Raw genomic sequence first — 13,470 nt, 5'->3', positions numbered from 1 at the left:
ACCGTGGGAACGACGGGCAGACCCACCGCACCGGCGAACCACCGGTCCCCGCTGCGCCGGCTCGCGCCACCGTCACGCCCCGTCAGGCCGTGGCGTCCGCCAGCCACAGGTCGGGGCCGAACACCTCGTACCGGATGCTCCGGGCCGGGATCCCGGCCCGGAGCAGCTGCGCGCGGGCCTCGCGCATGAAGGGCAGGGGCCCGCACAGGTAGACCCGGGCGTCCTCGGGCAGCACCGAGCCGCTCAGGTCGATCAGGCCGGCGTGGGCGTCCGGCTCGTCGGCGCCGGGCTGCTCGTACCAGAACTCGGCTCGGGCGTCCGGCAGTTGCCGCAGGAGCTCCCGGGTCCGGGCCCGCAGCGCGTGCTCGTCGGGCGAGCGGTCCGCGTGGAGGACCGTGACCGGGCGGGTCGAGCCGGTCGCGGCGAGGTGTTCGAGCATGCCGACCAACGGCGTGCAGCCGATCCCCGCGGAGACCAGGACCAGCGGGTCGTCCGAGTCGTCGAGGGCCACGTCACCGAACGGGGCGGACAGCGTGAGCTCGTCGCCGCCGTGCACCGTGTCGTGCAGCAACGTGGAGACCTCGCCGTCCGGTCCGCCCCGGCCGTCGACGCGCTTGGTGGAGGAGTACGGCGGCCCGGCCCGGTGCGGGGCGGCGGGCCGGTGGGGCCGGGGGCGGCCCCACCCGTCCCCGGCCCCACCTGCTCCTCGCCCCGGCCGTACCCCCACAGCCGGCCGGGCCGTACCCGCGCCCTGCCACAGCGCGGGAGTGATGAGGCCGTAGCGGCCGTCGTAGCGGTGGTACACGACGGTGCCCCGGGCCGTTGCGGTGTCGGTGACGAACACCAACGGTGGTCCGCTCGGCTCCAGGCGCTCGACGGCCTGGGCGACAGCGAGGTCCGGCACGGACCGGGCGGCCCCGGCGGGTGCGGGTACCGGTGCCGGCGCGGTGGCCCGGACGGCGACGTCGACACGGTGGCCGCCCGAGGCCGGGTCGCGGGAGACGACACGGTCGAGCCCCGTCCTGGCATCGGTGAACAGGTGGCCGTCGCCGTGGTGCCGGACCCGGTCGAGGCGGGTGCGGAGCCGGTCCTGGAGCAGGTCGACGGCCGCCCGCATGGTGACGGCCGCGACGTGGGCGCGAACCTCGCCGCGGGCCCCCACCACGATGTCGGTGGCGGACCGGGTCATCGGTGGGTTCATGGGAACTGCTCCCTTCGGGTGCTGTCCAGACTGCCGCGGGTCGGGCTGTCCGGGCGTGGGCCGAAGGTCCCGGAGGCCGGGCCCCGGGGCCCTGGTGCCCGGCCGGTCGTGGCGTGGCCCGACGGTCGGCCGGCGACCGAAGATTGACGCTCCGTCAGTCGCCTGTGTACCGTGTGTGATCGAGTACTCACGCGACTGCCTGGGGGCGTGATGAGCGAGCCGTGGGACGCCGATCCCGATGCGATGCTGAGCCGACGCCTGGGCAGATCTCCGGGAGAGCTCGGCACCACGGGCGGCCGGGACGGCTGCCCCGACATCTGGGAGCTGGACAACGGTGACATCGCGGTGATCGGCCGCGACCTGACCGAGGCCTACCGGGCCGGGCTCCCGCAGGACGTGCGGGTCGGCGCGGGCGAGCGGCTGGTGGTCGTCCCGCGGGCCACCCTGCTCTCCGCGAAGGCGGACCTACCGGATGTCTGAGCCCCTCCGAGACGTGCCGGGCGCGTGGTTGCCCCTCGACGAGTACCGGCAGGACTTCCGCCGCCGGGACTTCGCGGTGGACGGCTACGACTCGTGGAAGCTGGAACGCCGCCAGACCTTCCAGGAGCCCGAGGACCCGAGTTGGCGCGCGTACTCCCGGGGCGACCGGGCCCTCGCCCGTCGACTCGTCGACGCCAGGCGCGACGACCTGCTCGAACTCTCCCGCACAGCCGTCGAACACCGGACTCGCCTGCTGCGCGTGCGCGTCGTCGAGTGCCCGTTCACCCCTTATCTGGCCTGGGAGTTGTACCTGCTGCGGCTGCGCGCCGAGTGCGGCGAGCAGATCCGCGTCGTCGGCCCCGGCGAGGTCGCGCCGTTCGAGCGGCACGGACCGCTTCCCGAGCTCGTCACCCTGGGCCCGGACACGGTCTACGACATCGCCTACGACGAGGCGGGGATCCTGGTCGGCGCGACCCGCCACACGGGCCGCGCGGTCCGCGACCGGGTCGCGGAGTTCATCGCCGGCCTGTACGACCGGGGCGAGGACATCGCCGACTTCCTGGCCCGCGAGGCTTCCGGGCCAGGGCCGGCACGGGCGCGGGCGGAGCGCTGAACCGTGGAGCCGGACACGCCCGAGGGTTCCCCCGGCCGCACCAGCTCGTCCATGTCCGGGGCCGCCGGCCACGTCGTGCAGGCCCGGGACATCCGGGGGCCCGTGCACTTCCACGCCCCGCCGCCGCCCGGCCGCCACGGGGAGCCCGTGCCGTGGCAACTGCCCACGGACGTCCGCGGCTTCGTCAACCGCTCGGCGGAGCAGGGCGCCATGGGCCACCTGCTGTCCGAACACCCCTCGGCGGCACGGATCCTGGTGCTCACCGGCACCGCGGGCGTCGGCAAGACCTCCCTGGCGCTGCACTGGGCGCACTCCGTCCGCGGCGACTTCCCGGACGGGCAGGTGCTCGAACGCTTCCTGCGGGCCCTCGGCGTCCCCGCCGCGGCGATTCCCGTGGACCTCGAAGCCCTGGCCTCGACCTACCGCTCCCTGGTGGCCGGCCGGCGGTTGCTGATCGTGCTCGACAACGCCTCGCGCGCCGCCCAGGTCCGCCCGCTCCTGCCCGGCGCTGCCGGCTGTCTGGTCGTGGTGACCAGCCGGCACCGGCTGCCCGGCCTCGGCGTGCGGGAGGGCGCCCGGCACCTGACCCTGGAGGTCCTGGAGGAGCACGACGCCGTCGAGCTCCTGCGCGAGGTGACCTCGGACTACCGCAGTGGGGACGACCCGGCCGAGCTGGTCCAGCTGGCCCGGCTCTGCGCGCGCCTGCCGCTGGCCCTGCGCATCGCGGCCGAACGCGCGGCCGGGCGGCCGCGGATGCTGCTGAACGACCTGATCCAGGACCTCCGGGACGAGTCCAGCCTGTGGGACGCCCTCTCGAACGAGGACGAGGAGGAGTCCGACGCCGTCCGCTCGGTCTTCGCCTGGTCCTACCGCGCGCTGCCGGCCGACGCCGCGCGACTGTTCCGCCTGCTCGGCCTCCACCCCACCGGTGAGTTCAGCACCGCGGCCGCCGCCGCCCTCCTCGCGACGGGTGACCGGCAGGCACGCCGCCTGCTGGACGGGCTCGTCGCGACCCACATGGTCGAGCAGATCGCCGCGGACCGCTTCGGGTTCCACGACCTGCTGCGGGCCTACGCCGTCGACCAGGTCCGCGGTGAGCAGGATCCCCAGGAGGGCGAGCGTGTCCTCCGGCGGATCCTGGCGTGGTACCTGCACACGGCGGACGCCGCCCAGGCACGCATCGCCCCGCACGAGCCGCGGGTCCCGTTGGCCCCGCTCGCCCCCGACGTCGAACCGGCGGCCTTCGGCGACGGGACGGCGGCGATGCGGTGGTTCGAGGCGGAGCGGGAGAACCTCGCGGCGGCCGTACGGACCGCGGCCGCCCTGGGGATGGACGCGTACGTGTGGCAGTCGGCGATCGTACTGCGCGCCTTCTACATGGTGCGAAACCCTTTCCAGGACTGGTTCGAGACCTCGCGGCTGGGCCTGGAGGCCGCCCGGCGGGACGGGGACCGGCACGCCCAGGCCGAGCTCCACGAGAGTCTGGGCATGGCCTGCACGCAGTCCGGACGGCTCGACCGGGCCGTCGAGCAGTACCGGGCGGCACTGGTCCTCCGCCGGGAGCTCGACGACCGCGCCGGCGAGGCCCTGACGCTCAACGGCCTCGGGCTGCTGTGGTCACGCCGGCGCCTACTGCCGGACGCGCACGACGTCCTGGTACGGGCCCGGGCGCTGTTCCAGGCCCTCCAGGACACCTACTGGGAGCCGCGTACGGCGGTCAACCTGGCCGAGGTCGAAGCGGCGCTCGGCCGGCTCGCCGAGGCCGAAGCCATGGTCCGCGCCGGCCTGGAGACCTTCCGTCAGCGGACCGACCGCTGGGCCGAGGGGAACGCGCTGCGGATCCTCAGCGTGATCCAACTCGAAGGCGGACGGCCCGAGGAGGCGCTGGAGAGCGCCCAGCGAGGGGTCGACCTCGCCCTCGACCTCGACAGCGCCGTCGCGGAGGGCCACTGGCTGACGCAGCTCGGGCACGCCCAGCGGGCCGTCGGCCGACCCGCCGACGCGCTCGTCTCCTTCCACCGCGCCGCCGTCCTGCAACGCGGCCTCGGTGACCGCAGCCGCGAAGCACTGGCATGGGACGGCACCGGCTGCGCCTACCTCGAACTGGGCCGGGTCCATGAGGCGGGCGAGTTCCACCGCCGTGCCGTGGCCGTGCACCGTGACCTGGACGACCGGTGGCACCTGGCGACGTCCCTCGGCCATCTCGCCGACGCGCTGGAGCGCACCGAGGAGCCGGAGGCGGTGCGGCGGCACCGGCGCGAGGCACTGACCCTGCTCGACGTGTTCACCGACCCGGGCGCGGCCCGCCTGCGTGGCCGGTTGACGGCCGCCCTCGGCACGGACGGCTGATTCAGCCCGCGGGCAGCCACGCGTCGCGAGCGGGGACGGGCACCGACTCCACGACCCACAGCGGGCCGTCCGCGCACTCCACCCGTACACCCGGCCCGGGCTCGGTGCGAGAGGCGAGGACGGCCACCCAACGCCCCTCGACCAGGGCGAGTGGACCGGGCACCGGGAACTGCCCGAACCGGAAGCACCGGACGAGATCGTGGATGTCGCGGCGGCCGGCCGACCAGTCGACGACCGCGTGCTGCCCCAGGACCCCCTCGTAGGTCGCGCCCTCCCGGCTCTGAGCGGTGCCGGCGTGGCCCTGTGCGGCTAGCACCAGTGCCTCCAGCAGCAGCTCGCGGGAGAGGTCCCGGATCCGGCCGAAGACGGCCTCGCCGTCCAGGTCGTCCGGCAGTTCGACACCGCCGCGTCGGACGAGGATCCGTCCGGTGTCGAACGACTCGTCCATCCAGTGGACCGTCACCCCTGTCTCCGGGTCGCCGTGGCGCACCGCCCAGTGGATCGGCATCGGACCCCGATGGCGTGGCAGCAGGGACGGATGGACGTTCAGCACGCCGAGGCGCGGCACCCGCAGCGCCTCGGCGGACAGCCGCCAGGGGAAGCCGTTGCACACCACGAGGTCCGGCCGGTAGCCGGCCAGGGCGCGGGTGAGACCGGAGACGCTGTGAGGGAGCAACAGGTCGGCGCCCGGCGGGAGGTGCTCCAGGACGCCGCCGATCGCCGCACCCGCCGCGGAGGCGGCGCACACGTAGGCCACGGGCTCGTGGCCGGCCGCGACACACGGACCGTGGAGGTCGGAGAAGCCCTCCGTGCCGTACGACATCAGGACGATTCGCAAGGGGTCGGGCACTGCTCCTCCTGGCACATCAGTGAACCGGGTCAACCGTCGAAGGCACGGTCTCCCGGAGACGCTGTCACAGACCGGCGACGGCACGCCGCACCGGCCGTCGACCCCCGCGCCGCAGCACCGCTGACGGAACGTCCGGCGGGACCGGTCACGCCGTCCGGGTCGATGCCCGCTGTCCGGCCGCGCGGTGGCTCCACTCGGCGACGGTGGTGGTGGGAGCGCCGAACAGGTCGTCGGCCTCGGCCGGGTCGCCGGCCTCGGTGGCGTCCTGGAAGTACGCCATGCTCCCGACCGCGGTGGCCAGGGCGGCGTCGCGGGTGAGCGCGGCGACCACGCGCAGCAGCCCCAGCGGGGCGGCGGTGACCTTGCTGCCGGGGTGGGCGACGGCGCAGTACTCCGCCAGGGCCTCGGGGATGGACAGGGCCTGCGGGCCGAGCACGGTGAGGGTCCGGCCGGTGGCGGTGCCGGTGCGGTGGGCCGCGGAGACCATGCCGGCGAAGTCGTCGGCGGCGAGGAAGCGGTAGGGCATCTGCTGGCGGCCGGGGACGGTGGCCCGGGTGCCGCGGACGAAGGAGGGCAGTGACTCCATGAACCAGCTGGGCCGGAAGACGGTGAACGGGACGCCCGAGGCCCGGATGGCCTCCTCGGCGGCGAGCTTGGCCGCGGTGCCGGGGAAACCGGCGTGCTCGGCGCGGACGGTCGACCCGGAGACGTAGGTCAGCAGCCGGACCCCGGCCTCGGCGGCCAGCCGGGCGACGGTGGCGGTTCCCAGGTGCTCGATGCGGTCGTAGTCCCGGGGCCGGGGGCCGCCGGTGATGCCGACGTGGACGCCGGTGCAGTCCGTCAGCGCCGCGCGGACGCTGTCGGGCGACTCGACGTCGCCGGCCGCGATCTCGTAGCCGGGGCCGAACGCGGCTCGGGCCCGCTCGGGGTCGCGGGCCAGGATGCGGACGGTGGCGCCGTCGCGGTGCAGGCGGCGGGCGACGGGGCCGCCGCTGCGGCCGGTCGCGCCGATGACGAGGATGCGCTCCATCGGGTTCAGTTCTCCTTGTGGTCGTTGTCGGGCCGGAACGTCTCGGCCGGGGCGGCGAGCTCCGGCATGTCGATGGCGGTGCCGACGGTGGCGAGCATGCCGAAGGCGAAGAAGTGCCGGACCTCGGGCTCGCTCGCCCCGGAGGCGTTGCGAACCTGCTCGGTCAGCGTGCGGAAGTTGTCCCGCACCCGGGCACGCGTCTCCTCGTCGGCGCCGGTCGCGATCCCCTGGAGCAGCATCAGCGGTTCGGACCGGCGGGCCAGCAGCCCGAGGTAGGCCTCGCCCATCGCGGTGAGCGCCTCGTCGGCCGGGCGGCCGTCCACCGCGTCGGTGAAGGCCGTCGAGATCCGTGCGGTGATCTCGTCGAGCGCGGCGAGGAAGAGCTCCTTCTTGCTGCTGAAGAGCCGGTAGACGTACGGCTGGGAGATGCCGACCCGGGCGGCGACCCGTTCGATCGACGCCCCGGCCAGGCCCCAGGCGGCGAACTCCTCGATCGCCGCGTCCACGATCCCGGCGCGCCGGTCGGTGGCGTTGACGCGGGCACTCTTCTTCGCGGTCATGGTTAATTAGTAACCACTTACTAATCACCTGTCAACCGGAGAGGCACGCCGACCCGGAGGCGCTTTTAGCAGAAGTTGCTAAACCAGCTCGGTCCGAAGTCCGGCAAGCGCTAGGGTCCACACGTGGTCACCGGGCCCCGGTCCCGGCGGAGTCCGCCATGTCGCTCCCGGTGGGCAACACCGTCCACCTGCTGCTCCGACCATCGCTCCGACGACCGCTCCGTACGATCGAGTCCCGGTGGCGGGCCGCCGCTGAGGGCCGCTACCCCGGAGGCCGCCCCTCATGCACACCGGATCGCCTCCTGCCAGGACGACACTGATGGTCCTGGCGCTGGTCGCAGCCGTGTTCGCCCTGGTTCTCGGTGGGGCCGGCGCCGCCCTCGCACACACCGCTCTCAGCGGCTCCGACCCCGCCGACGGCACGGTCCTCGACGCGCCGCCCCGTCAGGTCACGCTCACCTTCACCGAGTCGGTCAGCTTCTCCGACGACTCGCTCAGGGTGTTGTCGCCCGCCAACGAGCGCGTGAACCCGAGCCCGGCGCAGCATGCCGACGGCAAGGGGAACACGGCCCGGGTGGAGCTGTCCGACAACCTGCCCCAGGGCACCTACACGGTGGCCTGGCGGGTCGTCTCCGCCGACAGCCATCCGGTCTCCGGTGCGTTCACCTTCTCCATCGGCAAGCCCTCCGAGACCGCCGCGGTGGTGGCGACCGGCTCACCGGACGACACGGCGGCCGGCCGCCTGTACGGCTTCTTCCGCTACGTCGCCTACGGCGGGCTCGCCCTCCTCGTCGGAGCTGCCGCGTTCGTCCTGGTGTGCTGGCCCGGCGCCGCCGCGGTTCGCCCGGTGCGGCGGTTGCTGATCGCCGGGTGGGCGATGGTGGCACTGTCCACCGTCGCCCTCTTCCTGCTGCGCGGCCCGTACGAGACGGCGGACCAGCTGACCTCGGCGTTCGACTCGGCCCGCCTGGGCCGAACCGCGACCGCACGGCCCGGGATCGCGCTGATCACACGGCTGGTCCTGCTCGCCGCCGCCGCGGTGGTGCTGCGGCGCCCGCTGCTGCGGCCCGCCGGTCGGGACGACGGCTCGCAGCCGCTGGACCCTGCCGCTCGTGTCGGTGTCGGTGTCCGTCCGGCCGGGGTGGTGCTCGCGCTGGGCCTGGCGTTCACCTGGGCCTCCGCCGAACACGCCTCCGCCGGGCTCCAGGTGCCGCTGGCCGTTCCGGTCGCCGCGCTGCACCTGCTGGCCATGGGCGGCTGGTTGGGTGGTCTGATCACGCTGGTGATCGTCCTGCGGGGTCGCGGACCCGGCCGCCGCGAAGTGCCCGCGTCCGCGATCGGCCGTTTCTCGACTCTCGCCTTCGGCGCGGTCGCCGTGCTGGTCGGCACGGGGGTGTACCAGTCCTGGCGGCAGGTCGGCTCCTGGGAGGCACTGACCACCACGGCCTACGGCAGGACCCTCGTCGTCAAGGTCGCCGTCGTGCTGCTCGTCCTGTGCGTGGCGTCCGTCTCCCGCCGCTGGACCGCCCGCCTCACGCACGAGCCGCAGCCCGCGGCGACGTCGAGGGTGCCCGAGCCCGAGCGGGCGAGCGTCGCGCAGCTGGTCGGCGCCCGCGGTGCCCGGGAGGCGACGGACTCCGGCGGCGGGCCCGAGGGCTCCGCCGGAGGCGGGGCGGGCGACGGCGTCGAGTCTCCCGTCGGCGAGGCCGAACGGTACCGGCGCAGCCTGCGCCGCACCGTGATGGCCGAAGCCGTTCTCGGTGTCGTTGTGCTGGCCATCACGACCCTGCTCACCGGTACCCAGCCCAGCCGCGCCGCTGCCGGGAGTGCTCCGGTCGCCGCCGGGCGGGAGCCGCAGGTGAAGGTGGTCATGGTCCCCTTCGACACGGGGACGGCCGACCAGCACGGCAAGGTGCAGATCACGCTGACCCCGGGCCGGGTGGGCGAGAACACGGTCGAAGCCGTCGTGTACGACGCGGACGGCGGTTTCGTGACCGTCCCCGAACTCCAACTCGCGCTCACCCAGCGCGACCTGGGCATCGGCCCGCTCGACGCCAGGCTCAAGGACCAGAAGGGGTACTGGGCGGCGTACGACCTCAGGCTGCCCATGCCCGGCGAGTGGACCATGGACATCACGGTGCGCACCACCGAGGTCGACCAGGTCACCGTGCACGAGACCGTTCGGATCACGTCGTCACCGCGGTAGCGACGACCGCCGCCGCCGTCCCGGGGAAACCCGCACCGCCCTCCCACCCGGCGCAGATGTGGGCGCCGGGTGGGAGGAGGTGCTCCCGGCAGGGAGGGCGGTCGGCTCGGGTCAGGTCAGTCGAGGGGGTGGCAGAGGAGGGCGTCGGGGGTGTCGTGGTACTTCTGGCTCGACGACCAGTTGAAGGCGACGCCGGCGAGGTACTCGTCGGTGTCGCACCGGCCCTTGTAGTCGTAGGGCGCCCAGTCGCTCCTGAGCTGCTTGGCGTTCAGGGCCGGGTTGTCACCGCGGTCGAACCAGACCACGCGGTCCGTGGTCCCGAGCCGCTTGGCCACGGGCTGGCACATCACGCTGGTGAACGCGGTGTCCCACATGCTGTAGCCGGCCACCATGGAGCCCACCGGGCACTGGGCCTTCTCCCAGCCCGGGGCCCAGTCCTTGGTCGTGTACTTGGCGTTGGTGACGATCTCCCAGTTGTCGGACCTGGTGGCGGGTGCGTTGACGTCGGTGCACAGGCCGCGGTGCTTCTCGCGGCTGAGGCCGATCAGGCGCTCGCCGTCGGGGCGGGAACCCTGGCGGTTGCCGGGGGTCGTGATCGGGGAGTTGGCGCGGACCCAGGACGAGGCGTTCTGGTTGTCGTGGTCGAGGTTGATCATGTTCCAGCGGTCGGCCTTGGCGACCTGGCCGGTCTTGCCGGTGGCGTTGACGAGCTTGTTCCAGGCGTTGGTGCGCCAGTCGCCGGAGTCGAGGACGCTCTGCCGATTCCCGTTCTCGTCGTAGGAGATCATCGCCCAGTTGTCGTTGGGCTTGCCGTCGGTGGTCCAGCCGGTCACGGGCCAGACGGCGAAGTCGGTGTCGTTCTTGACCAGGATGTCGGTGAAGCGGTTGAACCAGTCCTTCTCCTTCTGGTCGGTCTGGCCGCGCCCGCCGGTACCGAACTCGCTGACCCACACCGGTGCGGTGAAGTGCTGGCCGGACTGGGGGACGAACAGGGCCTGGTCGTTGACGACCTTTTCGAGGTCCTGGGGGCTGAGGTCGCGGTAGCGCGGGTCGTTGGTCTCGCCGTTCTGCCAACCACCGGACGAGCCGGTGTGGTTGGGGCCGGTGAAGCCGTAGAAGTGGGCGGAGTAGACCAGCTTGCCGGAGTTGATCAGGGTGTTGGAGAGGTTGCGGACCGGGGTGAGCATCGGGCGGCCGTGGGAGAACATGCCCTGCGGGATGCCCTGCCGTCGTTGATCATCGCGTCGGCGTAGGGCAGCCGGATGGTGTTGAGGCCCAGGGCGTGGAAGTCCGCGAGGATCTGCTTGATCGGGGTGCGGTCCAGGCCGAGCGGGATGTTGTTGGACATCTGGTGGGCCTGGTGGTTGGCCGGATCGCTCTCGCTGCCGTTGCCCTCCCAGGTGCCCTGGGCGCCGGACCAGTTGCCGGCCTTGAGCTTGAAGCGGTTGCCCTTGGTGTCGACGATGTAGCGACCGCGGGTGGACAGCGGGCCGGACCAGGACGCGGCCAGCTGCTTGCCGGTCAGCACGGAGGACGCGGCGGCGGCGGGGGTCGCCGCGACCACCGAGGCGGGGAGCGCGCTGATCAGCAGGGCGCCCGCGACCAGCGTGGCGGGCAGGGCTCGGTGACGGCTGCTCTGAGGAAGCGATTGGGCGCGGTCGAGCTCATGGGTTCACTCCAGGGTGGGGGAGGCGAAGCAGTTCGGACGAAAAGATCTGCGAGGAACGCTCCGCGGACTCCGGGGAAGGGTCCGGAGCCCGCGGAGCAACCGGCGGCTGGTCCTGGTGACGGGCGGACTTCGCTGCCGGAGTGGTCGGCTATCCGGCGGCCGGGTGCGTCCAGGCGTCGTTGACCGTCGCCGCGTAGGCGTCGTTGTTGGTCAGCGGCTTGAGACCGAGCGCGCGGTCGATGGTGCGCAGCAGTCCGTACTGGCCTTCTGGGCCAGCCGGAGGCCGACCAGCCCGGCGGCGGCCCGGAGTGCCACGCTCACCTCGGAGTGGGTGTCGCCGTACGCCGCCGCGGCGCCGAAGTGTTCGACGGCTTGGCTGTGCTGGCCTCTGGCCGCGGCCAGTCCGCCGAGGACGAGGGCGCGTTCGACGCTCACCAGGATGAGGTCGGGGTACTCGTCGGCGAGTCCGGCCAGCCGCTCCTCCAGGCCGTCCCAGTGGCCGCCCGTGAAGTCCAGGCTCAGCAGGGTGGCCCGTCCGTACACCCCCAGGTACGGGATGCCCGACCGGTCGGCGCGTTCCTGGTTGCCGGCCAGGAGCTCGCGGGCGCGGGCGTCCTGGCCGAGTTCGGAGGTGAACGTGCCGGCGTTGTGCACGGCGCGGGCGGTCTGCCGCTCCACTTCCTCGTCGTCCGACTCCTGCGGCAGCTGTTCCAGCAGCGACCAGAGCCGGGGGTCGCCCTCTCTGGCCATGAGGCTGATCCGGGACGCCCGGACGGCCGCCCGCATGCCGTCGTCGCGGCTGTCGGCGACCGTGGCCTCGGCCCGGTCCATCCACTCCCCGGCGCGGTCCGCCCCGCCGTCCCACTCGTTCAGGGCGAGCGCCACCATCGCCCGGGCCGACCGTTCCGGACGGCTCGCCAGCTCGGTCGCGGCCCGCTCGATCTGGCGGAAGCCGGCGCGGTCGCCCGCCTGGGTGACCATGAGCAGGCCGAGGCCGAGCCGGACCTCGCCCCGGGTGGCCTCGGCCAGGTGCGGGGCGGACGCCGCCCGGGCCGGACAGCCGGTGCTGGCTGCCGTGCTGGACCAGGGGGCGGATCTCCTTGTATCGGGCGACGAGTTCGGTGGCCTCGGTCAGCTCGTCCGCGGTCCAGTGGGTCAGGTCGCCGCCGAGGCCGAGGGCTCCGGCCATGGCGACGTGGAACCGGAAGCGCAGGGGTGTGGTGCGGCCGGTGGTGAGCCACGGCGGGGCCCCCGACGCGCTCCTCTGCCGCCCCGTCAACTGATCCCGTCCCCACCCTCCAGGAGCACCGCAGCCATGCGTCGACTGGAGATCGCCGCGGACGGATTCCGTCTCGACGACCGACCGTTGCGCATCGTCTCGGGCGGACTGCACTACTCCCGCGTCCACCCGGAGCAGTGGGCCGACCGGGTCCACAAGGCACGGCTGCTGGGACTCGACACGGTCGAGACCTACGTCCCCTGGAACCTCCACGCCCCAGGCCCGGTGAATTCCGGCTGGACGGAGGTCTCGACCTTCCCCGCTTCCTCGACCTGGCCGCCGACGACGGCCTGCACGTCCTGCTCCGCCCCGGCCCGTACGTCTGCGCCGAGTGGGAGGGCGGCGGCCTGCCGTCCTGGTCGCTCGCCGAGGACGGCGTCGACCCGCGCAGCCGCGACCCGCGCTTCCTCGCCGCCGGAGCCTCCGTCGACATCCACATGTTCCACGGCGGCACCAACTTCGGCTTCACCAACGGCGCCGACGACAAGGGCACCTACCGGCCCACCGTCACCTCCTGCGACCACGACTCCCTCCTCGACGAGGCCGGCGACCCCACCCCGAAGCACCGGGCCTTCCGCGTGGTCATCGCGGAGTACGCACCCGTCCCCGACGAGCCGCTGCCCGCCGCTGCTCCCAAGCTCGCCCCCACCACCGTCGAACTCACCGAGTGCGCCGGCCGGTTCGACCAGGCGCACCTGTTCGGCCGGGCGGTCGTCGCCGACCGCCCGCTGACCATGGAACAGCTCGGAACGCGAGAACCACGAGCACGCCCTCGCCTTCACCCCCGCCGCACCCGCGGTCGGCCCGGCCTTCCACCGCGGCCGGCTCCACCTCGTGGACGTCGCCGACGGCTGCCTCGCCCCGCCCGGTTGGACCAAGGGCCTGGTGTGGGTCAACGGCTTGCCGCTCGGCCGCTACTGGTCCCGCGGCCCGCAGACCACCCTGCACGTCCCAGCGCCGGTCCTGCGTCCCGGCCGCAACGAGATCACCGTCCTCGAACTCCACGCCACGGCCACCCGCACCGTCGAGCTGAGGGGCCGGCCCGACCTGGGCCCCCTCGACGAGTGACGCCGGTGGCACCGCCCGGCGGGCGCCGCGTGCACGGCACGCGGCGCCGCTTCGACCTGCCCCGCACCCCGCGGTGGCCGACCTGACGACATCCGTCGTCGCACAGCCCGGGAATCCCGGCCGGACGAGAGCCAACCCCGTGCCCCAGCCGGCCGACCGGCTGAC

Annotated in this window: 11 protein-coding genes and 3 pseudogenes; 6 read left to right on the top strand and 8 right to left on the bottom strand. The window is 73.6% G+C overall.

The genetic code is table 11. From position 1 onward, the window contains the following. Positions 1 to 82: 82 nt before the first annotated feature. On the bottom strand, positions 83 to 1,201 hold the full coding sequence (locus ACIOFR_RS16015; RefSeq protein ID WP_400997073.1) for a hypothetical protein: 1,119 nt from the start codon (positions 1,199 to 1,201) through the stop codon (positions 83 to 85). A gap of 210 nt (positions 1,202 to 1,411) precedes the next feature. Here ACIOFR_RS16015 and ACIOFR_RS16010 point away from each other — a divergent pair, with 210 nt between their 5' ends. Genes ACIOFR_RS16010 through ACIOFR_RS16000 form a run of 3 tightly spaced genes read left to right on the top strand, consistent with a single transcriptional unit; the run spans position 1,412 to position 4,643 of the window. After that, positions 1,412 to 1,681, top strand: a complete 270-nt coding sequence (locus ACIOFR_RS16010; protein WP_400997071.1) for a hypothetical protein — start codon at positions 1,412 to 1,414, stop codon at positions 1,679 to 1,681. Further along, the gene (locus ACIOFR_RS16005; protein ID WP_400997069.1) at positions 1,674 to 2,294 is read left to right on the top strand and encodes a DUF6879 family protein; all 621 of its coding nucleotides are present in this window, start codon (positions 1,674 to 1,676) and stop codon (positions 2,292 to 2,294) included. The genes ACIOFR_RS16010 and ACIOFR_RS16005 overlap by 8 nt, the downstream gene beginning before the upstream one ends. A 3-nt stretch (positions 2,295 to 2,297) precedes the next feature. Next, positions 2,298 to 4,643: an ATP-binding protein gene (locus ACIOFR_RS16000; RefSeq protein WP_400997067.1), complete on the top strand. Its 2,346-nt coding sequence runs from the start codon at positions 2,298 to 2,300 to the stop codon at positions 4,641 to 4,643. A gap of 1 nt (position 4,644) precedes the next feature. Here ACIOFR_RS16000 and ACIOFR_RS15995 read toward each other — a convergent pair whose 3' ends face one another. From ACIOFR_RS15995 to ACIOFR_RS15985, 3 genes are all read right to left on the bottom strand, one after another. Further along, complete coding sequence (locus ACIOFR_RS15995) at positions 4,645 to 5,493, bottom strand: methionyl-tRNA formyltransferase (protein WP_400997065.1); 849 nt, start codon at positions 5,491 to 5,493, stop codon at positions 4,645 to 4,647. 145 nt (positions 5,494 to 5,638) lie between these two features. Further along, complete coding sequence (locus ACIOFR_RS15990; RefSeq protein WP_400997064.1) at positions 5,639 to 6,523, bottom strand: SDR family oxidoreductase; 885 nt, start codon at positions 6,521 to 6,523, stop codon at positions 5,639 to 5,641. A gap of 5 nt (positions 6,524 to 6,528) precedes the next feature. Continuing rightward, positions 6,529 to 7,083, bottom strand: a complete 555-nt coding sequence (locus tag ACIOFR_RS15985; protein ID WP_400997062.1) for a TetR/AcrR family transcriptional regulator — start codon at positions 7,081 to 7,083, stop codon at positions 6,529 to 6,531. A 319-nt stretch (positions 7,084 to 7,402) separates the two neighbouring features. On the opposite strand from ACIOFR_RS15985, the gene ACIOFR_RS15980 reads away from it, so the two are divergent. Next, positions 7,403 to 9,289 carry a copper resistance CopC/CopD family protein gene (locus tag ACIOFR_RS15980; RefSeq protein WP_400997060.1) on the top strand — a complete coding sequence of 629 codons (1,887 nt, stop codon included), beginning with the start codon at positions 7,403 to 7,405 and terminating at the stop codon, positions 9,287 to 9,289. 116 nt (positions 9,290 to 9,405) lie between these two features. Here ACIOFR_RS15980 and ACIOFR_RS15975 read toward each other — a convergent pair whose 3' ends face one another. From ACIOFR_RS15975 to ACIOFR_RS15960, 4 genes and pseudogenes are all read right to left on the bottom strand, one after another. Next, positions 9,406 to 10,497, bottom strand: coding sequence for a hypothetical protein (locus ACIOFR_RS15975; protein ID WP_400997058.1), 1,092 nt, complete (start codon positions 10,495 to 10,497; stop codon positions 9,406 to 9,408). Continuing rightward, positions 10,440 to 10,853: a hypothetical protein gene (locus tag ACIOFR_RS15970; RefSeq protein ID WP_400997056.1), complete on the bottom strand. Its 414-nt coding sequence runs from the start codon at positions 10,851 to 10,853 to the stop codon at positions 10,440 to 10,442. The genes ACIOFR_RS15975 and ACIOFR_RS15970 overlap by 58 nt, the downstream gene beginning before the upstream one ends. A 315-nt stretch (positions 10,854 to 11,168) precedes the next feature. After that, positions 11,169 to 11,939 carry a hypothetical protein gene (locus ACIOFR_RS15965; protein WP_400997054.1) on the bottom strand — a complete coding sequence of 257 codons (771 nt, stop codon included), beginning with the start codon at positions 11,937 to 11,939 and terminating at the stop codon, positions 11,169 to 11,171. Between the two features lie 103 nt (positions 11,940 to 12,042). Then, positions 12,043 to 12,351 (bottom strand): annotated as a pseudogene (locus ACIOFR_RS15960) (alpha-galactosidase); the annotation flags it as partial. On the opposite strand from ACIOFR_RS15960, the pseudogene ACIOFR_RS15955 reads away from it, so the two are divergent. Together ACIOFR_RS15955 and ACIOFR_RS15950 are read left to right on the top strand one after the other, a co-directional pair. Then, a pseudogene (locus ACIOFR_RS15955) lies at positions 12,274 to 12,770 on the top strand (beta-galactosidase); the annotation flags it as partial. The pseudogenes ACIOFR_RS15960 and ACIOFR_RS15955 overlap by 78 nt on opposite strands. A gap of 283 nt (positions 12,771 to 13,053) precedes the next feature. Further along, positions 13,054 to 13,305 (top strand): annotated as a pseudogene (locus tag ACIOFR_RS15950) (beta-galactosidase); the annotation flags it as partial. Positions 13,306 to 13,470 lie beyond the last annotated feature (165 nt).

Origin of the sequence: Kitasatospora sp. NPDC088346 (assembly GCF_044740765.1) — a bacterium.
Lineage (GTDB): Bacteria > Actinomycetota > Actinomycetes > Streptomycetales > Streptomycetaceae > Kitasatospora.
The sequence above is the reverse complement of the archived record's forward strand: the minus strand, read 5'-3'. Positions and strand labels throughout refer to the sequence as shown.

Excerpts from the sequence above, each read along its gene's own strand:
- ACIOFR_RS16015 (WP_400997073.1), bottom strand. The coding sequence starts at position 1,201 with ATGAACCCACCGATGACCCGGTCCGCCACCGACATCGTGGTGGGGGCC.
- ACIOFR_RS16010 (WP_400997071.1), top strand. The coding sequence starts at position 1,412 with ATGAGCGAGCCGTGGGACGCCGATCCCGATGCGATGCTGAGCCGACGC.
- ACIOFR_RS16005 (WP_400997069.1), top strand. The coding sequence starts at position 1,674 with ATGTCTGAGCCCCTCCGAGACGTGCCGGGCGCGTGGTTGCCCCTCGAC.
- ACIOFR_RS15990 (WP_400997064.1), bottom strand. The coding sequence starts at position 6,523 with ATGGAGCGCATCCTCGTCATCGGCGCGACCGGCCGCAGCGGCGGCCCC.
- ACIOFR_RS15985 (WP_400997062.1), bottom strand. The coding sequence starts at position 7,083 with ATGACCGCGAAGAAGAGTGCCCGCGTCAACGCCACCGACCGGCGCGCC.
- ACIOFR_RS15980 (WP_400997060.1), top strand. The coding sequence starts at position 7,403 with ATGGTCCTGGCGCTGGTCGCAGCCGTGTTCGCCCTGGTTCTCGGTGGG.
- ACIOFR_RS15975 (WP_400997058.1), bottom strand. The coding sequence starts at position 10,497 with ATGTTCTCCCACGGCCGCCCGATGCTCACCCCGGTCCGCAACCTCTCC.
- ACIOFR_RS15965 (WP_400997054.1), bottom strand. The coding sequence starts at position 11,939 with ATGGTCACCCAGGCGGGCGACCGCGCCGGCTTCCGCCAGATCGAGCGG.